The organism is Xanthomonas indica, from assembly GCF_040529045.1.
GTDB lineage: Bacteria > Pseudomonadota > Gammaproteobacteria > Xanthomonadales > Xanthomonadaceae > Xanthomonas_A > Xanthomonas_A indica.
The window spans coordinates 220,653-243,654 of the sequence record NZ_CP131914.1 but is presented as its reverse complement, the minus strand read 5'-3'; the positions used below and the strand labels follow the sequence as shown (position 1 = coordinate 243,654).

At 69.0% G+C, this 23,002-nt stretch carries 13 protein-coding genes; 10 read left to right on the top strand and 3 right to left on the bottom strand.

Annotated features, from left to right (window positions below):
- Nucleotides 1–188 precede the first annotated feature (188 nt).
- From Q7W82_RS00980 to Q7W82_RS00950, 7 genes are all read left to right on the top strand, one after another.
- Nucleotides 189–2,207 (top strand): sensor histidine kinase, encoded by a 2,019-nt coding sequence (locus Q7W82_RS00980; protein WP_242159266.1) that lies wholly within the window; start codon nt 189–191, stop codon nt 2,205–2,207.
- Nucleotides 2,208–2,282: 75 nt separating this feature from the next.
- The gene (locus Q7W82_RS00975) at nt 2,283–2,948 is read left to right on the top strand and encodes a response regulator transcription factor (RefSeq protein WP_242159267.1); all 666 of its coding nucleotides are present in this window, start codon (nt 2,283–2,285) and stop codon (nt 2,946–2,948) included.
- Nucleotides 2,949–3,252: 304 nt separating this feature from the next.
- Nucleotides 3,253–4,980, top strand: coding sequence for a ShlB/FhaC/HecB family hemolysin secretion/activation protein (locus Q7W82_RS00970; RefSeq protein ID WP_242159268.1), 1,728 nt, complete (start codon nt 3,253–3,255; stop codon nt 4,978–4,980).
- Nucleotides 4,981–5,014: 34 nt separating this feature from the next.
- Nucleotides 5,015–11,539 carry a YDG domain-containing protein gene (locus tag Q7W82_RS00965; RefSeq protein ID WP_353949504.1) on the top strand — a complete coding sequence of 2,175 codons (6,525 nt, stop codon included), beginning with the start codon at nt 5,015–5,017 and terminating at the stop codon, nt 11,537–11,539.
- A gap of 557 nt (nt 11,540–12,096) precedes the next feature.
- The gene (locus Q7W82_RS00960) at nt 12,097–12,939 is read left to right on the top strand and encodes an alpha/beta hydrolase (protein WP_242161512.1); all 843 of its coding nucleotides are present in this window, start codon (nt 12,097–12,099) and stop codon (nt 12,937–12,939) included.
- Between the two features lie 403 nt (nt 12,940–13,342).
- On the top strand, nt 13,343–14,431 hold the full coding sequence (locus Q7W82_RS00955; RefSeq protein WP_242161513.1) for a carotenoid 1,2-hydratase: 1,089 nt from the start codon (nt 13,343–13,345) through the stop codon (nt 14,429–14,431).
- Nucleotides 14,428–15,585, top strand: coding sequence for a lipocalin-like domain-containing protein (locus Q7W82_RS00950; protein WP_353949503.1), 1,158 nt, complete (start codon nt 14,428–14,430; stop codon nt 15,583–15,585). Before Q7W82_RS00955 ends, Q7W82_RS00950 begins: the two co-directional genes overlap by 4 nt.
- 470 nt (nt 15,586–16,055) lie before the next feature.
- Here the strand turns inward: Q7W82_RS00950 and Q7W82_RS00945 are convergent, their stop codons facing one another.
- Together Q7W82_RS00945 and Q7W82_RS00940 are read right to left on the bottom strand one after the other, a co-directional pair.
- A complete protein-coding gene (locus Q7W82_RS00945) occupies nt 16,056–17,579 on the bottom strand; it encodes a YifB family Mg chelatase-like AAA ATPase (protein ID WP_242161515.1) in 1,524 nt (507 codons plus the stop codon).
- A 13-nt stretch (nt 17,580–17,592) separates the two neighbouring features.
- A complete protein-coding gene (locus Q7W82_RS00940; RefSeq protein ID WP_242161516.1) occupies nt 17,593–17,862 on the bottom strand; it encodes an accessory factor UbiK family protein in 270 nt (89 codons plus the stop codon).
- 176 nt (nt 17,863–18,038) lie between these two features.
- Here Q7W82_RS00940 and Q7W82_RS00935 point away from each other — a divergent pair, with 176 nt between their 5' ends.
- Nucleotides 18,039–18,377: a P-II family nitrogen regulator gene (locus tag Q7W82_RS00935; protein ID WP_010341856.1), complete on the top strand. Its 339-nt coding sequence runs from the start codon at nt 18,039–18,041 to the stop codon at nt 18,375–18,377.
- 320 nt (nt 18,378–18,697) lie between these two features.
- Here Q7W82_RS00935 and speE read toward each other — a convergent pair whose 3' ends face one another.
- A complete protein-coding gene (gene speE / locus Q7W82_RS00930) occupies nt 18,698–19,549 on the bottom strand; it encodes a polyamine aminopropyltransferase (RefSeq protein WP_242161517.1) in 852 nt (283 codons plus the stop codon).
- A gap of 224 nt (nt 19,550–19,773) precedes the next feature.
- Between speE and speA the strand changes: the two genes are divergently transcribed.
- Complete coding sequence (gene speA / locus Q7W82_RS00925) at nt 19,774–21,663, top strand: arginine decarboxylase (protein WP_242161518.1); 1,890 nt, start codon at nt 19,774–19,776, stop codon at nt 21,661–21,663.
- Nucleotides 21,664–21,872: 209 nt separating this feature from the next.
- Entirely contained in the window at nt 21,873–22,991 is a 1,119-nt protein-coding gene (locus Q7W82_RS00920; RefSeq protein WP_242161519.1) for an acyltransferase, read from the top strand.
- The last annotated feature ends 11 nt before the right edge of the window (nt 22,992–23,002 follow it).

Sequence of the window (23,002 nt, the reverse complement as noted above, 5' to 3'; positions counted from 1 at the left end):
GTTGATGAATTTCACATTACATGTCTCCCTGTGTAGAATTTCGGAGCGGGCAGGGTAGTGTCCGCCACAGGGCCGGCATGGGGATGCCGCCTCGCAGTGCTTTCAGTGACGACCGCCACCTGCATACGCACACGTTCGGATACAACGCCGGTTTCTTCATGCGCCGCCGCTCGACGCTCACGCTCCTGTTGCTCCTGGTCGTCGTGCTGCTTGGCGGTTGCGGCGGGATCCAGTCGGTCTCCGAGCAGGGCCGCCGCTCCATTGCCCTGGACGGGCAGGTGCAGATGCTGCGCGACCGTGCCGGCACGCTCGACGTGCACGCGGTGGCGGCGCGCGGCGACCTGCAGCCGGCGTCGCCGGAGTTCAGTCTCGGTTACATCCCTGATGCGGTCTGGCTGCGCCTGCGCCTGGATCGCATGACCGGCCTGCCGCGGGTCCTGATGTTGCAGGTGGACGCGCCGCTGGCAGACACCGTGCGCCTGTACGTGCCGCAGCCGGGCGGTGGCTTCCGCGAACTGCGCCGCGGCGAGGACGTGTCGCGGCGCGACTACCCCTACCTGCTGCGGACGCCGGTGTTCCAGTTGGAAGCGCCGGATGGACGCTATCCGGAGGTCTACCTGCGCCTGACCGAGCGCAACGCGATGACGGTGGCGCTGAAGCTGTGGGAGCCGCAGGCGCTGCTCGCCCACGAGGCCTTGTCCGCCAGCCAGGACAGCATCTTCCTGGGCTTCATCCTCGCGCTGTGCATGGCCGGCACCTTCATCTGGCGACGCAGCGGCGTGGGGCCGGTGCGCTGGTATGTCGCCTACATCGCCACCAGCGGCTACAGCGTGTACAAGACCCGGGGCCTGGTCGGCCCGTTCTTCCGTCTGGACACGCATGATGGCGGCGACACCGTACTCGGCGTGGTGCTGGCGCTCAGCGTGGCCATCGCGGTGTCCTTCAGCGTGCGGTTGATGGCCTTGCATACGCATTTCCCGCGGCTGTCGCGCGCCTACGAAGCCTTCGTGTGGCTGGTGATCGGCGTCGCCTGCACCGGGTTCCTGCTTGGCAGGTTCGGCACGGTGATGCCGTTCGTGCAGGGGCTGAGCCTAATCAGCGTGCCATTGCTACTGCTGGTGGCGGCCTACCTGAGCTGGCGCGGCCAGGCCATGGCCAAGCTGTACTTGGTGGCGTTCCTGGTGCTGTACATCGCGTTCTTCCGCGGCTTCCTGATCAACCTGGGCCTGCTGCCGAACACGCCGTGGCTGCGCAATGGCGCGCCGCTGGCGGTGGGCCTGACCCTGCACCTGCTGTTGCTGACCTTCAGTTTCGCGCAACGCTTCTACGCGCTGGAGAAGCAGCGCCAGGATGCGTTGGCCCTGGCGCTGGAACTCTCGCAGCAGTCCGAGGCATCGCTGGAGCACAAGGTGCGCGAACGCACCCGCGAACTGGCCGAGGAGATCGTGCAGCGCCAGGCCACCGAGCAGCGCCTGCGCGAGAGCAAGATGCAATTGCGGCAGGCGCTGGTCGCCGAGCAGCGGCTGCGCGAGGAGCAGCGCGAATTCGTGACGCTGCTGTCGCACGAGTTCCGCACGCCCTTGTCGATCATCCATGCCAGTGGCCAGATGCTGCAGGACACCGAGACCGCGCTGCAGCCGGCGGGACGCCGCCGCATCGAGAAGATCCAGCGCTCGGTGGAGCGCATGTCCGAGTTGATCGAGCGTTTCCTCGACGACGAGCAGGTGCTCTCGGACGAAGGCGCGCTCAAGCGCGAGGTGTTTGCGCTGCCCGCGCTCATCGACGAGGTGCTGGACGCGCTCGATCCGTCACGCGAGCGCGTGCAGGCCGAACTGGCGCAGGCGCCGCTGCGGGTGGATTGCGACCGCGGCCTGCTGCGGATCGCCCTGGACAATCTGTTGGGCAACGCCCTGAAGTACTCCGGGCCGGGGCAGCCGGTGCGGCTGACGGCCACGGCGCAGGCGCAGACCCTGGTCCTCGGCGTCGCCGACCAGGGACCCGGCATTCCGCAGGACGAGCACACCGGGATCTTCCGCAAATTCGCGCGCGGTAGCGGCAGCGGCGGCACCGCCGGCGCGGGGTTGGGGTTGTACCTGGTCAAGCGCATCGCCCTGCGCCTGGGTGGCGAATTGACCCTGGACAGCGACGGCCGCGGCGCGACCTTCAGCCTGCGCCTGCCCCAGGCCGTGGCCGCGGAGGGGCCGTGAGCATGCGCACGCACCGCACATGCGGCGCACGGCATGGCGCCGCGCGCCACCGCCGCGCCGGGGAGGCTCGCTGACATGGCATTGATCGGTCTGCTCGAAGATGAAGTGGATCTGTGCGAGGAACTGCAGGGTTATCTGGTCGGCGCCGGCCACCGCGTGGTGTCCGCCGGCTCGGCCGCGGCCTTCTTCGCCGCAAGTGCCGGGCTGCGCTTCGACGTGGTGGTCCTCGATCGCGGGCTGCCCGATGCCGACGGCCTGGAGATCGTGGAGCGCCTGCGCAGCGCCTCCCCGGGCATCGGCATCATCATGTTGACCGCGCGCGGTGCCAGCGAGGACCGCATCCATGGCCTGGAGAACGGGGCCGACCACTATCTGGTCAAGCCGGTGCGCCTGGCGGAACTGGCGGCGCACGTGCATGCGCTGTTGCGGCGGCTGCCGCGCGGCTGGCGTCTGGTCGCCAGCGAATGCTGCCTGTATACGCCGGAGGATGCGCGTCTGGGACTGAGCGCGCGCGAGTTCGCGCTGTTGCGGGTGCTGGCCGTGCGCGCAGGCGAGATGGCCGGCCGCCGCGAGGTAGCCGAGGCGCTGGGCTGGGACTGGATGTCCTTCGACCAGCGTCGCCTGGACACCTTGATCAGCCGACTGCGTCGGCGCTGCCGCGACGCCTGCGGCCAGGAACTGCCGATCCGCACCGAGCACGCGCGCGGCTACCTGACGACCGAGCCCGTGCGCGTGGAGTGAGTGCGCCACAACGTAAGGCGAGCGTGCGATGGCGATCTTGCGCAATCGAGCTCGCACACGCTGTGGCGCCAGCGATGCGCGTCAAAATGCCGCCGCCGATGACGTGACGCGCCGGGCACCGACCGCTTGAGCGCGCCAAAAATTCGCCGAAAACGCCTGCAATTCTGCTGCGCGAGCTACATGCGTATGCGGTCTTCTGACGTTACGCGGGCGTGTCAGAACTCGTAAGTTTTCACACCCTCGTGATCTCCAGAATGGCGCCGATCAACAAGGGCGCGTTCTGCGCACCACACGGGGACATTGCATGAATACCACGCGGCTGGCCAAGCTTCTTGGCCTCGGCTCGTTGCCACTCGCTGTCAATTTGGCTCTTGCGCAGACGGCGCCGCCGGACGCGGGTTCGCTGCTCAACCAGCAGCAGCGCCAGGAACGGCTGCAGCCGCCGGCCGACGATGCGGCCGCGTTGCTGCAGGCGCCGTTGCCCGATGCGCCGGATGGCGGCTTCAGCGCACGCATCGACCGCGTCCGCTTCAGCGGAGCCGAGGGCGCGATCGACACGCAGGCGCTGCAGGCGGTGGTCGCCGATGCGCTGGGCAAGTCGCTGACACACGCGCAGCTGCAGGCGCTGGCGCAGCGGGTCAGTGCCGCGCTGCAGGCGCAGGGTTATCTGCTGGCGCGCGCCTATCTGCCGCGGCAGGACCTGAGCAACGGCGAGCTGGAGATCGCGATCATGATCGGGCGTCTGCAGAATGCGCCCGGCCGCGTGCAGGTGCTCTCCGACGATGCCGCGCTGCGCGTCCGCGCGACCGGCATCGCCGATGCGGCCTTGCCCGAAGGCCCGGTGCGCAACGACCAATTGGAGCGTGCGCTGCTGTTGATCAACGACGTGCCCGGCGTGAGCGCGCGCGCGACGCTGGAAAAGGGCGCCGAGCCCGGCAGCAGCCGCCTGCTGATCCGTGCCGACAGTGCGCCGGCGTGGATCGGCGGCGCGAGCGTGGACAACTTCGCCAACCGCTACACCGGCGCGTGGCGCAGCAGCGCCTGGGGCGCGGTGAATCGGCCGTTCGAGCACGAGGACCTGCTCGGCGTGAACCTCAGCCACAGCAGCGGCAGCGATCTGCTGGGTCTGAACTACGCCATTGGCCTGACCCCGTCGGGTCTGCGCGCCAACGTCGCCGCCTCGTCGATGCACTACGCGGTCGGCGCCGAGTTCAAGCCGCTGGACCTGCGCGGCAGCGCGCGTACCGTCAGCGCCGGCCTCAGCTATCCGCTGTTGCGCACGCGCAAGCGCAGCCTGTGGATCAGCATGGACGCCGAGCGTCGCGAGCTGGTCGACAAGGCGCTGGGTCAGGTACTGCGCGAGCGCAATCTGGACCGGCTCACCACCATGCTCAGCGGCAACGCCTGGGACGGTTGGTGGGGCGGCGGTTACTTCGGCGCCAGTCTGGGCTGGGTCGCCGGCCGTGTGGATCTGGACAACGCGGCCGACCGCGTCGCCGACGGGCTGAGCGCGCGCACCCGCGGCAGCTACAACAAGCTGGTCTGGCGCGTGGAGCGCAATCAGAGCCTGGGCGGCTTGAGCAACTGGGGCCTGTACGTGGGGGCCAATGGCCAGTTCGCCAGCAAGAACCTGGATTCATCGGAGAAGTTCCTGCTCGGCGGCCCGTCCGGGGTGCGCGGGCATGCGGTAGGCGAAGGCAGCGGCGACAACGGCTGGCTGGTCAATGCCGAACTGCGCCGCGATTTCCTCGTCGCCAGGCACGTGCGTGCGCAGGCGCTGTTGTTCGCCGATCACGGCCACGTGCGCCAGCACATCGATCCGTGGGCGGGGTCGGTGATGCCGTGGTCGGGCAATGCGTACGACCTGTCCAGCGCGGGTATCGGCCTGAACCTGCAAGGCGAGCGCTGGTCTCTGCGCGGTGCCTGGGCGCACCGGTTGGGCGACAACCCCGGCCGCAGCGCCGCCGGTCTGAACGCCGACGGCCTGCGCGACGACCACTACCTGTGGCTGCAGGCCAGCCTGCGCTTCTGACGCCGCAACTCCACGCCTTCTGAGGACGATTCGCATGAATCACATCTACCGTTTGATCTGGGACGAACTGCGTGGCGCCTACGTGGTCGCCGCCGAAATTTCCCGCCGCCGCGGCAAGCGCAGCGGCACCGTGGTGCGCGCTGCCGCCGCCGCGATCGCCATCGGCAGCGTGCCGTTGTCGGCCTATGCCGTGGATCCTGGCGCATTGCCCGACGGCGCACAGATCGCCGCCGGCAATGCGCACCTGGACCAGCATGGCGCCAACCTAACCGTGCATCAGGACAGCCAGCGGCTGATCCTGAACTGGAACAGCTTCGACATCGGCAACCAGGCCAGCGTGCGCTTCGAACAGCCCGACAGCACCGCCATCGCGCTGAACCGCGTGCTCGGCGGCGCGCCCAGCCAGGTGCTGGGCGAACTGAGCGGCAACGGCCAGGTCTGGCTGGTCAATCCCAATGGCGTGTACTTCGGCAAGGGCGCGCAGGTGGACGTGGGCGGGCTGCTGGTCAGCTCGCTGGGCATCAGCGACAGCGACTTCCTGGGCGGACACGCGCGCTTCGTGGCCAGCGGCGCGGCCGGCGCGGTGCGCAACGATGGCACGATCCGCGCCAACGGCGGCGTGGTGGCATTGCTGGCGCCGGCGGTGAGCAACACCGGCAGCATCGCGGCGGGCCAGGTCGGCCTGGCCGCAGGCGATCGCGTTGCGGTGGACTTCGGCAGCGACGGCCTGCTGTCGCTGGCGGTCGCCCAGGACGCGCTGAAGGCGGAACTGGCGCAGAGCGGCACTATCCGCGGCAACAACGTGGTGCTCAGCGCCGCCGGCGCCAGCGCGCTGCGCTCCAGCGTCATCAACATGGATGGCGTAGTCGAAGCGACCTCGCTGGGCGCGCATGGCGGGCGCATCCTGCTCGACGGCGGCGACGCCGGCCAGGTCCACGTCGGCGGCCGTCTCGACGCCAGTTCGGCGACCGGCCAGGGCGGCCGCATCGACGTGCTCGGCCAGCAGTTGCGCCTGGACGGCGGCGCGCGCCTGGACGCCAGCGGCGCGACCGGCGGTGGCGCCATCCACGTCGGCGGCGGTTGGCAGGGACACGATCCGGCGTTGCGTAACGCCACCCACGTGGAGGCCGATGCCAGCGTCGCGCTCGACGCCAGCGCCGGCAGCAGCGGCAACGGCGGCGAGGCGGTAGTCTGGTCCGATGGCGACACCCGGTTCGCCGGTAGCATCGCCGTGCGCGGTGGCGCGCAAGGCGGCAACGGCGGCCGCGCCGAAGTCTCCGGCAAGCAGCAACTTGCCTACAGCGGCCGCACCGATGCCAGCGCGGCCAACGGCGCGATGGGCGACCTGCTGCTGGATCCGAATACCATCACCATCCAGGCCGGCGCCGGCAACGGCAGCCTCACCGGCAGTACCGTCTACGTGCAGGACCTGCAGGCGCAGAACGCCAACGTGATGCTGGTGGCCGACAACGGCATCACCGTCGCCGACCTGTCGCAGAACGGAGGCAACGGCCGGCTGAGCATGGCCAACAATGTCAGCCTGCGCCTGGAGAACACCAACGACACCATCAGCTTCGCTAATCCGACCAACACGATTGAAGTGTTCGGCACCGGCAGCATCTACATGCAGAGCGGACGCACCGGCACCGGCTTCCTGCGCAGCATCGGCAACCTGGTCGCGCACGGCGCCGGCACCAACCCCGGCACGCTGCCGACCCACGACGTCACCCAGAACGGCGACGGCACCCCGGGCGCCGGCTCGATCACCCTGTACGGCGCCGACGGCATCACCGTCAGCGGCACGCTGACCACCAACGGCGGCTATGTGCGCATCTGGGGCGACTCGGACGACATGGGCGGCGGCGACCTGACCCTGAACTCGCCGATCTTCAGCAATGGCGGCAACGTCTACCTGTCCACCGGCCAGGGCGCGGTGACACTGAACTCCAACATGACCCTCGGTGCGGGGCGCGTGCTGTTCAAGGCCGACGGCAGCTACACCAGCGGCGAGAAGATCCTCAACGGCCTGATCGACGCCAGCGGCGACTTCAACATCGATACCGCCTTCACCATGAAGGGCGGCGCCAGCATCTACACCAGCGGCAACATCAACTTCGGCAATGTCGCGGTCAACCTCGACACCGGCAGCGGCGTGCTGGTGCTGCGCGCCAACAAGGTCGACTGGGGCTCGGCGACGCTGAACAATCTCAGCACCGCGTCGATGCGCCTGGAGCCGTACGACCGCACCATCAACATGGTGCTGGGCGACGCCAACGGCTTCGCTTCGGCGGCGACGCTGAACAAGCTGCCGGGCATCCGCAACCTGACCATCGGCCGCGCCGACGGCACGGGCACCATCAGCGTCTCCGGCAACTACAACTTCAACGCCAGCGGCAGCTTCGAGTTGCTTGACAAGACCCTGGACATCACCGCCGGCAGCCTCAGCAACAGCACCGGCGACGTGATCCTGACCGGCGACACGATCAACCTCAGCCAGCATGTCACCGCCAACGGCGGCAACGGCAAGGTCACGATCCGGCAGATGACCGCGGCCAATGCCCTGCACCTGGGCACCGGGCTGAGCAATGCGTCGATCGGCCAGGTCAACGCGGCCACGCTGGAAGTGGGGCGCAGCGATGGCGGCGATCTGGTGTTCGACAGCGACATCGTCACCGGCGCCAGCACCGTGAGCCTGAAGAGCGGGCAGCGTGTGCTGGGCGTCAATGGCGGCGTGTCCGCGGCCAAGTTGGCGGTCACCGCCGGCGCCGGGGCCACGCTCAGCGACAGCACCTTCGACTTCACCACCCTGGCCCTGGACGTGGGCGGGGCCAGCCAGGTCACCAGTGCCAGCGCCAACTGGGGCCTGGGTGCGGCGGACACGCTGACCGGCCTGAACGTGCGTGCCGGCACCACCGGGACGGTCGGGCTGACCGCCAGCGGCACGTTGGGACTGAACAGCGCGATCAACGTCAACAACAGCGCCGCCACCCTCGCCGCCACCGCCGGTACCGGCTTCGATGCCGCCAGCGCCGTGCTGAGCAACCATGCGGCGGCCACGGTGGCCTTCGCCGTGTCTGGCGGCAACCCGTTCGCGTTCGGCGGCAGCAGTACCGTCCTGAGCGGCGGCACGCTGTCGCGCTTCAACGGGGTGAACACGCTGCGCGTGGATGCGGCGGGCAACGACGTGACGATGGGGGCGTTCAACGTCACCGTCGGCAACCGCATGCAGGTGCAGGCGCGTCGGCTGCAGCAAACCGACGACGTCGGCGTGAGCGGCGGCAGCCTCTACCTCAGCGCCGCGCAGGGCGGCCTGACCCTGAACCACGGCATCAGCGCCGCGCAGACGCTGTCGCTCAACGACGTCGCCGGCACTGGCATCCAGGGCAGCGGCGCGCTGACCGCCGCGGCACTGGCGCTGCGCTCCAGCGGCAAGGTGTCGCTGACCTCCGCCAGTACCCTGGTGAACGCGATCGCGGCGCAGAGCGGCGACCTGACCTTCCGCAACAACGGCAGCCTGCTGGTCGGCAGTGTCGATGGCCTCGCCGGCATCACCTCCACCGGTGCGGTGGACGTACGTCTGACCGGTGCCAGCGCTGACCTGACGCTGCAACAGGCGGTGAGCGCGGGCAATGTCGCACCACAACAGACCGGCGTGTTGCTGGCGGCCGGCCGCAACTTCATCAACCAGGCCGGCAGCAGTGCGGTGAGCACCGGCAACGGCCGCTGGCTGGTGTATTCCACCTCGCCGCTCAACGACACCCGCGGCGGTCTGGCGCCGCAGTTCAAACAGTACAACGCCGGCACCGGCAGCACCGTGCTGGATGCGGGCAGTGGCTTCCTGTACCGCGTCGCCCCGACCGTTGCCGTCGCCCTCAACGGCGCAGCCAGCAAGACCTACGACGGCAATGCCGCTGCCGCACTAGGTGGGATCGGCTACACGGCCAGCAGCGGGGCGATCGACGGCGATACGGTCGTCGTGACCGGCACCGCCGCGCACTACGACAGCAAGAACGTCGGCCACGGCAAGGCGGTCACCGTCGACGGCCTGAGCGTGGACCACGCCAGCAACGGCGTGGTGCGCGTATACGGCTACGGTCTGGCCAGCACCAGCGCCACTGCCAACATCGGTACGATTAGCCAGAAGACGCTGCAGCTGGGGGCCGGCTCGATCCAGGGCAAGGTCTACGACGGCACCACCATCGCCAGCCTGGGGTCGGCGACCCTGAGCGGTGTGGTGAGCGGCGACGACGTGCGCTTCGCCGGTGCGTCCGGCGCGGTGTTCGCCGACAAGCGCGCCGGTGTCAACAAGCAGGTCACCGTGTCCGGCATCGCGCTCGGCGGCAACGATGCCGGCAACTACCTGGTCGACAGCACGGCCTATGCCGACATCGCCAAGCGTACGCTGACGGTGGCGGTCGACGTGGCCGGCAAGGTGTACGACGGCGGGATCGGCGCGCAGGTGCGCAACGCCGCGCTCGGCAATACCGTCGTCGGCGACGATGTGTCCGTCGCCACCCAGGCCGCGTTCGTCGACAAGAACGTCGGCGACAACAAGAACGTCGTGGTTGCCGCACAACTCGGCGGCACCGATGCCGACAACTACGTCATGGACGTGGCCACCTCGACGCCGCGCGGCAGCACCGCCTCGATCACGCCGAAGACGATCGACGCCGGTACGCTGAGCGTGACGGCCAAGGTGTACGACGGCAACCGTACCGCCAACGTCGGCAGTGACGGCCCGGTCGGCACGGTGAGCGGGGACGACGTGGCACTGGTCCTGCAAGGCCAGTACGACGACAAGAACGCCGGCACCGGCAAGCGCGTGGACGTGACCGCGGGACTGCGTGGAGGCGACGCCGGCAACTACCAGTTGCTCGCGACGCGCCTGCAGTCCAGTGGCGACATCACGCCCAAGACGATCGACGCCGGCACGCTGAGCGTGATGACCAAGGTGTACGACGGCAACCGTACCGCCAACGTCGGGAGCAGCGGCCTGGTCGGCACGGTTGGTGGGGACGATGTGGCGTTGATCTTGCAGGGCCTTTACGACACCAAGAACGCCGGCACCGGCAAGCGCGTGGACGTGACCGCGGGCCTGCGTGGAGGCGACGCCGGCAACTACCAGTTGCTCGCGACGCGCCTGCAGTCCAGTGGCGACATCACGCCCAAGACGATCGACGCCGGCACGCTGAGCGTGATGACCAAGGTGTACGACGGCAACCGTACCGCCAACGTCGGGAGCAGCGGCCTGGTCGGCACGGTTGGTGGGGACGATGTGGCGTTGATCTTGCAGGGCCTTTACGACACCAAGAACGCCGGCACCGGCAAGCGCGTGGACGTGACCGCGGGCCTGCGTGGAGGCGACGCCGGCAACTATCGCCTGGTCAACACCAGCCTGCAGTCGCGCGGCGACGTGGCGGCGAAGGAGCTGACCGTCGGCAATGTGGCCGTGCTGGACAAGCGCTTCGACGGTGGCAGCGACGCGGTGCTGGTACTGCCGCCGCTGCGTGGCGTGGTCGCCGGCGACGAGGTCGCGCTGCAGGGTCAGGGTCAGTACGACAATGCCTCGGCCGCGGCGGGCAAGACGGTGCAGATCGCACTGACCCTGAACGGTGCCGACGCGGGCAACTACCGCCTGACCGACGCGCGCCAGCAGACCGTCGCCGGCATCGAGGACCTGCCGGGCCGCAACGCGGTGGACGCGGTTTCGCAGCCGAGCATGGGAGGCAACGGCACGCAGCCGGGCGGCACCACCGACGGCAATTCGCTGACCGCGGCGGGCGCGATTTCGGCAGCGGCCGGCGCGATGGGGGAACTGGGCGCATCGGCGCAACCGCGGCTGGGTGGAACCTCGCTCGATCCGACCGGCGCCGGCAGCACGGCATCGGCTGGCGGCGCCGGTGGCAGCGGCAGCGGCGTTGGCGGTAGCGCCGGTGGTTCGGGCAGCGCCAGCGGCACTGCCGGCGCTGCGATCGGCACGGGCACCGGGACTGCCGCGGCCGACGGTGCCACCGGCTCGGCGGGCGCCAATGCCGGTGGCAACAGCGCAGGCAACGTCGCCGATGCCCAGGGCGGTGCTGGCGCCGCCAGCCTGGGTGCCGGCCAGCGCGGCGGTGCCCCGGGCGATGTGGCGATGGAGCAGGTGTTGCGCAACGGTGCCGGCGTGAGCCTCGCGACCGGTGGCGAGACCCTGGCGCAGCCTGAAGTGGCGGTGCTGACGGTGTTCGACGGCGAGGGCCACGCGCTGGGCCGCCTGCGGGTGGAAGACCTTGGCAGCAGCCTGGCGCTGCACCCGCTGGACGGCAGCGCGCCGGCCGCGCCGAACCTGCAGCAGAACGTCCGCGCCAGCGCCCAGACCAGCGTGGCCATTGATGCGGACGAAAACGCTACGCTGCAACTGTCCCTGCTGGAAGATGGCACGCTCCACGTGGTGGCGCCGCGTTCGGCCGCACGCATGGACCGCGAAACGCTCAGCGCCTACGCGCTCGGTGCGCTGAAGCAACAGGCGGGCGTGTCGGTGCAGCAGGTGCGCGCGCTGGTGCTGAGCTTCGTCGACTGACGGAGCGGCGAGGGACGCGGGGGCGGCTGCCGCCCTGCGTCCCGGCGGCTTGGCCGATCGGGGGAAAGGCCAGGCCGGGTTCGACCGTCTCGGCGCGGGTGATGCGCCTGAGGCGGAGGCAGCGGCGTGCGCGGTGCGATGGTGGCAAGCGCGGAGCACCCTTGCGGTGAGATCAAGGTCATCGCCTTGCCATCCTCGCGCCGCGGACGCGCCACATTCCGGAGGTGTCATTGCCTGATGCATGCTGGGTGCGGACACAGCGCGACCCTGCGTCGCACAAGCCCTCATGCGGGAGTTGTGCTCTGGCGGCCTAGTGAGTGGGAGGCTGCGTCCGCCGTTTCGGCGCGTGTGCCGCGCGGCCAGCGCGATGCTGTGCCGCCCGTCGCCACCGCATCGCTGCAGTGTCGCCGCGCCGGGGCGATACGGCTATCGTATCGGGATGCCGAGCGCTTCCCCAGTTCCCTTTCGACGCGAGAAACGGCGTGCTGCTCGCGCGGCGATGGCGCTGTTGGCTGCTGGCTGCCGGCGTGGCCGGCGGTAGTCGCGGTGTCGCACGCATGATCGCGACGAGCAGTTCACGCACGCCCCTGCCCAAGCCGGCCGTCCGCCGGCTCGGCGCGGACGATGCGCTGGCCTATCTGCGGGTGGGCGAGGGCGCGCCGGTGCTGCTGGTGCACGGGGCGTTGTGCGACTACCGCTACTGGGCGCCGCAGCTGCGCGGCCTGGCCGACCGCTTCCAGCTCAGTGCGCTGAGCCTGGGCCAGTACTACCCGCGGCTGCCGTCGGCGGCGCGGCATGCATTCGGTTGGCGCTGGCATGCGCAGCAGCTCGCCGCCTTCATCGCCGAGGAAGCGCGGCCGGTGCATCTGGTCGGGCACTCCCGCGGCGCCGCCGTCGCCTGGCAGGCGGCGCTGCTGCGGCCCGACGCCATCGCCAGCCTGACCCTGTTCGATCCGGGCGGCCCGCAACCGCAGGGCCTGCCGGCCGAGGTGCAGGCGGTCCGCGCGCAGGCGATCGCGCTGCTCCAGGGCGGCCAGGTCGAGGCCGGCCTGGAATGCTTCGTCGACTCGGTCAGCCAGCCCGGCGCCTGGGCGCGCAGCAGCGCGAGCTTCCGGCAGATGGTGCGCGACAACGCGCAGACCCTGGTGCCGCAGATCGCCGACGCGCTGCCGGCGTACCGGCCCGAGCAGGCCGCCACCCTGACGATGCCGGTGTTGCTGGTCGCCGGCGAACGCAGCCCGGCGCAGTACCGCGACAACGCCACCGCGCTGGCGGCCTGGCTGCCCGATGCGCAACTGCAGAGCATCGCTGGCGCGTCTCATGGCATGACCTTTACCCATGCCCGGCGTTGCAATGGGGCGATCGCCGATGTGGTCGCCGCTGCCGAGCGCCTGCGTTGAATGCTGCCGGGGTGCGCGCCAGCGTGGAACATGCAGGCGCTGGACGATTATCTAGACAAGAAGCGTGACCGGCCAATTTCTATGCACGGCACGTGTCCCCCGATCGCGGTCGGACGCACAGGCAAAATTCCTCTGGGTTTTGCGCATCGCCCGGATGCGCCTGTAAGCCAGCGGTTATAAATCGCCAGCGCCGATGCGCTGAATGAATCTTCACGCACTGTCACGATGAGACGGTCGTTGCAGACCGGAATTATTTATTTTTCCGGTATTGACAGTATCTGCCGGCTCGCTGAATTTCGAATCGAACACGCCCGCTGCCCATTCACGCCGACAGCCCTCGTGTTCCACGCAAGAAAAACAGCCGCAGTTGCTACTTTCTCAAATGACCTCAGGGGATTCCGTCATGAAAATGATCCGGATGCACGCACTCGTGCATGCTTTAGTGATCGCGACCTTTGCGTTTCCTGCCACACTGCTTGCGCCCGACGCGATGGCGCAGGCGATCGGCACGTTTCCGCCGATCGAAACCAGTATCTCGCTTCCGCACGATGAGGCTGCGCATCGTCAGCCGGCCGAATGGTGGTACATGACCGGCTTTCTGGACGGCACCGACCCGTCCGGCGGAAAACATGCGTACGCGTACGAAATGGTGGTGTTCCAGATCGATGGCGTGGCCAATATGCCACCAGTCTACGATGCGCATTTTGCGATCTCGGATCTGGATCGCGGCGATTTTCGCTTCAAGAAGCAGGTGACCACCGGTCCGTTCACCACCTCGACCGACCGGTTCGATCTGGACGTTGCCGGTTTCCAGATGGGTGGATCGATGGGCAGTTACTACGCCAAGGCCGCGCCTGCCGATCTGGATTACGCCATCGACCTCAGCACGCAGGCATTGCAGAAACCGACCTTGAACGGCACCAATGGCGTGGAAACCTACGGCGATTTCATCTCCCCGTATTATTCCTTCAACGTCAATGCCACCAGCGGTACGGTCTGGGATCACGGCGTGCCGGTCAAGGTGACCGGAACCTCGTGGTACGACCACGAATGGGCCAACGGCATTCCCGGCGATGCCAACAGCGGCTGGACCTGGTTCGGCGTGTCGCTGGACGACAACAGCCAGTACAACATCAGTTTCTTCATGAAAGGCGACGGCACGGTCGATCAGGCGCTCGCCGTCAAGACCGCCGACGGCCACTACGCGCCGGTCGATCCCGCCGCGATCAAGCTGGAGCGGATCGGCAGCTGGACCAGTCCGCATACCGGCTACACCTATCCGGCGCAGTGGAAGGTCACCCTGCCGGACGGCGCAATCACCATCACCCCGATGCTGCAGGACGCCGAACTGTATGCGCCGGCCACGCAGAAGTTCTATTTCGAAGGACCGGCCAAGGTGGTGGGCACGCTGGCCGGAAAATCCATTACCGGCAAGGCATTCGCAGAAATGAATCCCTGGGGCGTGGAGTGGGGTGCTCGCATCCTGCCTTGATCTCGTCGCCTCGCATCCAGTCCGCATCACATCCATCATTCATCCAGGACATCACCATGCATCTCTCATCAAGAACGTTCGGGCGCTTCCGCGGCTGGCTCGCCGCGGCCATGGTCATCGCGTGCGGATTCTCGTCCGTGCCCGCGGCGGCGCAAATCTTCGAAGAACCCGCACCGGTGCAGTTGCCGCGCGACGAAGGCCCGCATCACAGCCAGTTGGAATGGTGGTATTTCGTCGGCCATCTGTACGGCGTCGATCCCAGCGGCGCCAAGCGCGAATTCGGCTACGAGGTCACCGTGTTCCAGCTGTGGCCGATCGGCTCCGGGCCTGCCACCTACTCCTGGCATTTCGCGGTGACGGACGTGAACAACAAGCTGCACAAGGTGGAAGAGCGCGTCGTCTCCGAACAGATCCCGGATCAGCCGGGATCCTTCAACTTCACCAACAACGGCTGGTCGATCAGCGGCTCGCAGCAAGCCTATGCGATCAAGGGCGCGCTCAGCGACGGACGCTTCGCCATCGACCTGAAGACCAGCAGCGACATGCCCTTCGTCCTGCATAACGGCAACGGCGTGGTGGATTATCGGCCGATCGCCAAGACCTCGGCCTACTACTCGTCCACGGCGCTGGATACCGAAGGCACGGTCTACGACAACGGCGTGCCGATCAAGATCGTCGGCACCTCGTGGCAGGACCGCCAGTGGTTCATCAAGGGCATGGCGTCCGACGAGAACGGCTCCTTCTTCGGCGGCGGCTGGAACTGGTTCGCCATCCAGCTCGATAACGATACGCAGTACATGCTGTATTACCTGCAGGATCCCAACACCGGCGCCATCACCAACAAGTTCGGCACGCGCGTCTCCAAGGGCGTGGCGACGCCGGTGTCCGGCGACCAGATGGACCTGCAGCGGCTCGCGACCTGGACCAGCCCGAATTCCGGCTACACCTACGAGTCGAAGTGGAACGTGATCCTGCCCGAGGGCAATCTGCTCATCACCCCATTGGTCGACGACCAGGAGATGTTGTGGACTGGTCACCGCACGTACTGGGAAGGCGCTTCGCAAGTGGTCGGCAACCTCAACGGCGCTGCCGTGACTGGCCGCAGCTACGTCGAGGTCAATCCGTGGCGGCAGCCGTACACGTCGCTGCCCTGAACGCCGCGACGTAGTGCAGCAGCCCTGTTCCAGGCGGAGACATCCGCCTGGAACACCGGCGTATGTGACGTCGGCAGTGGGGGCGGTACGCGGCGCAGCCATGGCCACGTCGGTTGGCCCGAGGTGGCGGCGCCTCGCGATTGCCCAGGTCGGGCAGCACAGGCGCCACGCAGCGTCAGGGATGGATGCCATCCTGCAGGAATGCGGTATCTGCCGCGTTCCCCGCACCACGGCTTGCCGGCCGCGGCCTGGTCAAGGTCACCTGTAGGCGCGGCTGAAGCCGCGCCTACGACAGACTTTCCGTCGTGACTGGCGGTGCCTTGAAGCCGCCCCGTTCGCCAGGTCACCGTTCCTGCGGCTCGAGTTCGCAGAGGACGATGTGCGTTGGACGTGGTGCAGGCCGCGCTCCGACATGGCCCGCACCCGCTGGTTCCACGTGCCAACCGGTCAACCTACCGATGGGGTCGGCCCTAGGCGCTGCGCGCTACCGGTGCCGGCTCCCCACGATCCAGTTGCCGGTAGGCGATGGCCTCGGTCAGGTGCGCGGTGGCGATGGCGTCGCTGGTGTCCAGGTCGGCGATGGTGCGGGCCACGCGCAGGATCCGATGCAGCGAGCGCGCCGATAGCCGCAGGCGCTCGATCGCATGTTCCAGCAGCGCCTCGTCGCGCGGCTGCAGGCGGCAGTCGCGCAGGGTTTCGCCGTGGCCGAGCTGACCGTTGGGCCGGCCGGCGCGGGCCTGCTGGCGTTGCCGCGCCTGCTCCACCCGCGCGCGCACGGCGGCGCTGGTTTCGCCGGGCGGCGCATCGGCACGCAGCGCCTGTGGCGGGAGCCGCGGCACGTCCACGTGCAGGTCGATGCGGTCCAGCAGTGGGCCGGAGATGCGCGCGCGATAGCGCCGCACCGCGTCCTCGCTGCAGCGGCAGCGGCCGCTGGGGTCGCCGGCCCAGCCGCAGGGGCAGGGGTTCATCGCCGCCACCAACTGGAAGCGCGCAGGAAACTCGGCACTGCGCGCCGCGCGCGACACCGTCACCTGGCCCGACTCCAGCGGCTCGCGCAACACTTCCAGCGCGTGCCGGTTCCACTCGGGCAGCTCGTCCAGGAACAGCACGCCGTGGTGCGCCAGCGAGATTTCGCCGGGGCGCGGATGGGTGCCGCCACCGACCAGCGACACCGCGCTGGCGGTGTGATGCGGCGCCCGGTAGGGGCGTTGCCGCCAGCGCGCCGGATCCACGCCGCGGCCGCTGACCGAGGCGATGGCTGCGCTCTCCAGCGCCTCGGCTTCGCTGGCCTCGGGCAGGATGCCGGGCAGGCGCGAGGCCAGCAGGGTCTTGCCGCAGCCGGGGCTGCCGATCAGCAGCAGGTGGTGATGTCCGGCCGCGGCGATCTCCAGGGCGCGCCGCGCCTGCGCCTGGCCGCGCACGTCGCTCAGGTCGGGAAAGGGCGCGGCGACGGCCGGCAGCGCCGTCGCCGCGGGCAGGGTCTTGCTGCCGTTGAGCAACCCGCAGACCTCCAGCAGGGTGCGCGCGGTGAACGCCTGCACGTGTTGCGCCAGCGCGGCCTCGGCGCCGTTGTCGGCCGGCACGATCAGGGTGCGTCCGGCCTGTGCCGCGGCCAGCGCGGCCGGCAGGACGCCGTCGACCGGGCGCAATTCGCCGGTCAGGGCCAGTTCGCCGAGGAATTCGTACTGGCCGAGCACCTGCGGGTCGAGCTGGCCGGCGGCGGCGAGGATGCCCAGCGCGATCGGCAGATCGAAGCGGCCGCCCTCCTTGGGCAGGTCGGCCGGGGCCAGGTTGACGGTGATCCGCCGTGCCGGGAATTCGTACTGCGCACAGAGCAGGGCGGCGCGTACGCGATCGCGCGATTCGCGCACCGCTGCCTCGGGCAGGCCGACGATCTGCGTGGCCGGCAGGCCGCCGGAGAGATGGACTTCGACCCGAACCGGAGGCGCAAGCACCCCCGCGCGGGCACGGCTGTGCACCAGCGCCAGGCTCATGGTGGCGGGTGGATCAGGGGTTGGTGCTGGGCGCTTGCCCGCTGCGTGCCGCTTCCAGCGCGGCGACGCTGCGCTCCAGCGCTTCGAGCTTCTCGCGCGTGCGCAGCAGCACCGCGCGCTGCACTTCGAACTCCTCGCGGGTGACCAGGTCGAGCTTGCCCAGCCCGGCCTGCAGCGCGCTCTTGAAGGTGCTCTGCAGTTCGTCGCGGGATTGGCGCAGGCCCGGCGGCACCAGGTCGCTGAGGCGGCGGGCGAGGTCGTCGAGATGGTTGAGATCGATCATGGCTGTGCTCCGGCAGGTGGCGTCAGACTGCGGTATCCGGCGGGTCGGCACCATCGGGATCGGACGCGGCGCGCTGTCGGAAAATTCCGGCGTTGGGGGCGCGCGGCCATTGAACCCGACGGCCGCCGATCGCGCAACCGCGCTATCCTGAGGCCATTGTGATTGGAGAATGCCGCATGAAGATGATCATGGCCGTGATCAAGCCGTTCAAGCTCGACGACGTGCGCGAAGCGCTCGCCGCGCAGGGCGTGGCCGGCATCACCGTCACCGAGGTCAAGGGCTTCGGCCGGCAGAAGGGCCACACCGAGCTGTATCGCGGCGCCGAGTACGTGGTCGATTTCCTGCCGAAGGTGAAGCTGGAAGTGGCCGTCAGCGAGGACCAGGTGGAGCGCGTGGTCGAGGCCATCGTCAAGGCCGCCGCCACCGGCAAGATCGGCGACGGCAAGGTGTTCGTCTACGACCTGGGCACGGTGGTGCGCATCCGCACCGGCGAGCTGGACGCGGACGCGCTGTAACGCGGTCACCGCGCCTGCATCGGCGTGGCATGGATGCGTTGTAGGAGCGGCTTCAGCCGCGACGGCGTATTCCTGTGACGCCTGTTGCGGCTGAAGCCGCGCCTATCGGCGTGGGGTTCGTGCCTGCCGGAGTTCCCGCTAGCGTGGCGGGCCAGCCGGATAGGCCGAGCACGCTTGCGCCAGGTGCCGGTTCAGATGCCGCCGCAGCCGCGGCGAATGAGTTGATACGGGACCTGGCCGAGAGTCGAGGACCGGGGCAGCGCCTGCGATCCGCGGCATCGGCGCACGTCGCGCGCGCCGATGCCGAAGAGGACCGGGGCTTAGCCGCCCAGTGCCTCGGCCACGAACGGCGGCAGCACCTGTGTGCCGGTGTGCAGGTGCGCGCTGTAGTAGCGGGTGGCGAACGGCTTGGCCGCGGCGTCGGCCTGGCGGAAGTCGAAGCCGCCCTGCTTGCGCGCCATGGTCACGCTCCACCAGCCGGTCGGGTAGCACGGCTGCGGGAACGGCACGGTGTGGAAGCTCGCAAAGCCGGCCTTGCCCATTTCCGCGCGCATTTCCTTGATCAGGTCCAGCAGCGCCAGCGGCGATTCGGACTGCTGCACCAGGATGCCGTCGTCCTTCAGCGCCTTGTAGCAGCTCTCGTAGAACGCCTTGTTGAACAGGCCTTCGGCCGGGCCGACCGGGTCGGTGGAGTCGACGATGACGATGTCCACGCTGCCGGCCGGGCAGTTGGCCATGTAGGCCACGCCGTCGTCGAACAGCAGTTCGGCGCGCGGATCGTTGTTGGAGTCGCACAGCTCCGGGAAGTACTTCTCGGCCATGCGCGTGACCTGCTCGTCGATGTCGCACTGGGTGGCGCTCTCCACGCCCGGGTGCTTGAGGACTTCGCGCAGGGTGCCGCAGTCGCCGCCGCCGATGATCACCACGCGCTTGGGCGCAGCGTGGGTGAACAGCGCCGGATGGCTGATCATCTCGTGGTAGAAGAAGTTGTCGCGCGTGGTCAGCATGACCGCGCCGTCGATCACCATCAGCTTGCCCCAGTCGGTGGTGTCGTAGATCTCGATCTTCTGGAACGGCGACTGCACCTCGTCCAGCTTGCCGGTGATGCGGTAGCCGATGGCCGAGCCGGTGGGCTGGAAGTGTTCGATGTACCAGTTGTCGTTGGCGCTCATGGAATGTCCTAGGAAAGCAAAAAGAAGCAGCGATTCCTTCTCCCCCCGGGAGAAGGTGGCGCGAAGCGCCGGATGAGCGCCAGGCGCAGGCTACGCCAGGCGCCCGCAAACCCGGCCCGGCTCCACCAGGAGCCGAGGGCGTCGGAACGGCGCGGATTGTAACGGACCCCACGCGTAGCAGGGGTTACAATCCACGCCCTTTTTCCGTCAGCCGAGCCGCCACGATGAGCGATTGGTCCCTCGACCAAGCCCGCAAGACCTACTCGATCCCGCATTGGGCCGACGGGTATTTCGATGTGGACGCGGCCGGCCGGCTGGTGGTGCGGCCGCAGGGCGCCGACGGCGTGGCGATCGCGCTGCCGGAGGTGGTGGACGCCGCGCGCGCGGCCGGCGCCAAGCTGCCGATGCTGGTGCGCTTCCCCGACATCCTCGGCGAGCGCCTGGGCAAGCTGCAGGCCGCGTTCGCGCAGGCCCAGGCCGATTGGGACTACGCCGGCGGCTACACCGCCGTGTACCCGATCAAGGTCAACCAGCACCGCGGCGTGGCCGGCACCCTGGCCAGCCACCAGGGCGAGGGCTTCGGCCTGGAGGCGGGCAGCAAGCCGGAACTGATGGCGGTGCTGGCGCTGTCGCGTCCGGGCGGGCTGATCGTGTGCAACGGCTACAAGGACCGCGAATACATCCGCCTGGCGCTGATCGGGCGCAAGCTCGGCCTGCAGACCTTCATCGTCATCGAGAAGCCATCGGAGCTGAAGCTGGTGCTGGAGGAGGCGCGCTCGCTCGACGTGAAGCCGGGCCTGGGCGTGCGCATGCGCCTGGCCTCGCTGGGCGCGGGCAAGTGGCAGAACAGCGGTGGCGACAAGGCCAAGTTCGGGCTGTCGCCGCGGCAGGTGCTGGACCTGTGGAAGACCCTGCGCGACACCGAGTACGCCGACGCGCTGAACCTGCTGCACTTCCACATGGGCTCGCAGATCTCCAACGTGCGCGACATCGCCAACGGCATGCGCGAGGCCACCCGCTATTTCGTCGAGCTGTCCAAGCTGGGCGCGAAGATCAGCCACGTCGACGTCGGCGGCGGCCTGGGCATCGACTACGAAGGCACCCGCTCGCGCAGCTACTGCTCGATCAACTACGGCCTGCATTCCTACGCCAGCAACATCGTGCAGCCGCTGGCCAGCGCCTGCGAGGAACACGGCCTGGCGCCGCCGCGCATCGTCACCGAGTGCGGGCGCGCGATGACCGCGCACCACGCGGTGCTGATCGCCAACGTGTCCGAGGTGGAGCAGGCGCCGGAAGGCCGCGTGCCGGATGCGCACGACGACGAGCCGGCGGCGATCCGCCACCTGCGCGAGATCCATGCCGAACTGGACCAGCGCCCGGCGGTGGAGCTGTTCCAGGAAGCGCAGCATTTCCACGCCGAAGGCCTCAGCGGCTATGCCCTGGGCCAGATCGACCTGACCCATCGCGCGCGCATCGACGACCTGTTCTACGCCATCGCTCACGGCGTGCGCGCGCGGCTGAGCCACGAGGAAAAGAGTCACCGCCCGGTGCTGGACGAACTCAACGAGCGCCTGGTCGACAAGTACTTCGTCAACTTCAGCGTGTTCGAATCGATTCCCGACGTGTGGGCGATCGACCAGGTGTTCCCGATCGTGCCGATCGAGCGCCTGAACGAGGCGCCGGCGCGGCGCGGCGTGGTCTGCGACATGACCTGCGATTCGGACGGCATGGTCAAGACCTACGTCGAGAACGAAAGCCTGGACAGCTCGCTGCCGCTGCACGCGCTGCGCCCGGGCGAGAGCTACCGCATCGGCTTCTTCCTGGTCGGCGCCTACCAGGAAATCCTCGGCGACATCCACAACCTGTTCGGCGACACCGACGCGGTGGAAGTGGCGGTGGACGGCGATGGCTACCGCATCGCCCAGCAGCGCCGCGGCGACACCACCGACGTGATGCTGGACTACGTCGGCTACCGCCTGGACGACCTGCGCGCCGCCTACGCCGAGCGTGTGGCCGCGGCGCAGTTGCCGGCCGCGCAGGCGACGGAACTGGCCGACGCGCTCGAGGCCGGCCTGACCGGCTACACCTACCTGTCGGACGAGCCGCTGGGCTGACAGCGCGCGACCCATTCAAGCCCCTCTCCCCCCGGGAGAGGGGTTGGGGTGAGGGTGCGCCCATGCACGCAGCATGGAGGTCAGCGGTCGCCGCTTGGCGCCGCGGCGGCGTCTCCCAGGCGCGATCGCACCGGCGCCGGTGAACGGCCGCCGCCGCAAACGCCGGCACAGCCAGTAAGCTGCGCGCTTCCTACCGCCACCTTCCTGCGATGCGCTTTCCCGGCCTCGACCTGCTGCGCGCCATCGCCATCGTCTGGGTGATGCTGTTCCACTCCTTCGTGGTCGGCGGGCTGGGGCCGGATTGGGAGTGGCTGTCGCGCGATGGCTGGATGGGCGTGGACCTGTTCTTCGTGCTCAGCGGCTTTTTGATCGGCGGCCAGGTGCTGGCGCCGCTCGCTCGTGCCGAGCGGCTGCGCTACGGCGAGTTCTATCGCCGCCGTGCCTACCGCATCCTGCCGGCGTACATGGTGGTGCTGGCGCTGTACCTGGCCTGGCCCGGCTTCCGCGAAGCGCCGGGGATCGCGCCGTGGTGGCTGTTCGCCAGCTTCACCCTCAACCTGGGCATCGACTACGCCAACCAGCAGGCGTTCTCGCATGCGTGGTCGCTGTGCGTGGAGGAGCATTTCTACCTGGTGTTCCCGCTGCTGGCGGCGTGGATGCTACGGCAGCCGTCGGCGCCGCGTTTCGCGGCGCTGTGCGTGGCCGTGGTGCTGGGCGGCATCGCCCTGCGCAGCGCCATCTGGCTGCACGACAGCGCGCTGGATCGCATCGGCGCGGGGCTGCAGCGCAACTGGTTCATCGAGGATCTCTACTACCCGACCTGGAACCGCCTGGACGGCCTGCTGGCCGGCGTGGCGCTGGCGGTGCTGAAGACCTTCCGGCCGCAGCACTGGCAGCGGCTGCAGCGCCACGCCAGCGCCGTGGCGCTTGCCGGCATCGCGGTCTGCGCGCTGGCGATGTGGCTGTTCCGCGACCGCACCGGCCTGCTCGGCAATGCGGTCGGCTGGCCGGTGCTGTCGCTGGGGCTGGCGCTGCTGGTCGGCGCCGGCGCCTCCACGCAGGGATGGCTGGGGCGTGGCCGGGTGCCGGGTGCGGGCTGGCTGGCCGCGGTGTCCTACAGCCTGTACCTGAGCCACAAGGCCGCGTTCCATCTGACCCAGGTGTGGTTCGGCGCTCAACTGGACGGGCGCGGGCCGCTCGCCTTCGCCGTCTATGCCGGCATGGCGCTGCTGTTCGCGGCCGTCCTGCACTACGTGGTGGAGCGGCCGTTCCTGCGCCTGCGCGAGCGGCGCAGCGCGCCCGCCCCGGTCGCGCTGCCCGGGAACTGAAAGCCCTGCCA

Coding starts and splice junctions, on each gene's coding strand:
- Q7W82_RS00975 (WP_242159267.1), top strand. CDS start 2,283: ATGGCATTGATCGGTCTGCTCGAAGATGAAGTGGATCTGTGCGAGGAA.
- Q7W82_RS00970 (WP_242159268.1), top strand. CDS start 3,253: ATGAATACCACGCGGCTGGCCAAGCTTCTTGGCCTCGGCTCGTTGCCA.
- Q7W82_RS00965 (WP_353949504.1), top strand. CDS start 5,015: ATGAATCACATCTACCGTTTGATCTGGGACGAACTGCGTGGCGCCTAC.
- Q7W82_RS00960 (WP_242161512.1), top strand. CDS start 12,097: ATGATCGCGACGAGCAGTTCACGCACGCCCCTGCCCAAGCCGGCCGTC.
- Q7W82_RS00955 (WP_242161513.1), top strand. CDS start 13,343: ATGAAAATGATCCGGATGCACGCACTCGTGCATGCTTTAGTGATCGCG.
- Q7W82_RS00945 (WP_242161515.1), bottom strand. CDS start 17,579: ATGAGCCTGGCGCTGGTGCACAGCCGTGCCCGCGCGGGGGTGCTTGCG.
- Q7W82_RS00940 (WP_242161516.1), bottom strand. CDS start 17,862: ATGATCGATCTCAACCATCTCGACGACCTCGCCCGCCGCCTCAGCGAC.
- Q7W82_RS00935 (WP_010341856.1), top strand. CDS start 18,039: ATGAAGATGATCATGGCCGTGATCAAGCCGTTCAAGCTCGACGACGTG.
- speE (WP_242161517.1), bottom strand. CDS start 19,549: ATGAGCGCCAACGACAACTGGTACATCGAACACTTCCAGCCCACCGGC.
- speA (WP_242161518.1), top strand. CDS start 19,774: ATGAGCGATTGGTCCCTCGACCAAGCCCGCAAGACCTACTCGATCCCG.
- Q7W82_RS00920 (WP_242161519.1), top strand. CDS start 21,873: ATGCGCTTTCCCGGCCTCGACCTGCTGCGCGCCATCGCCATCGTCTGG.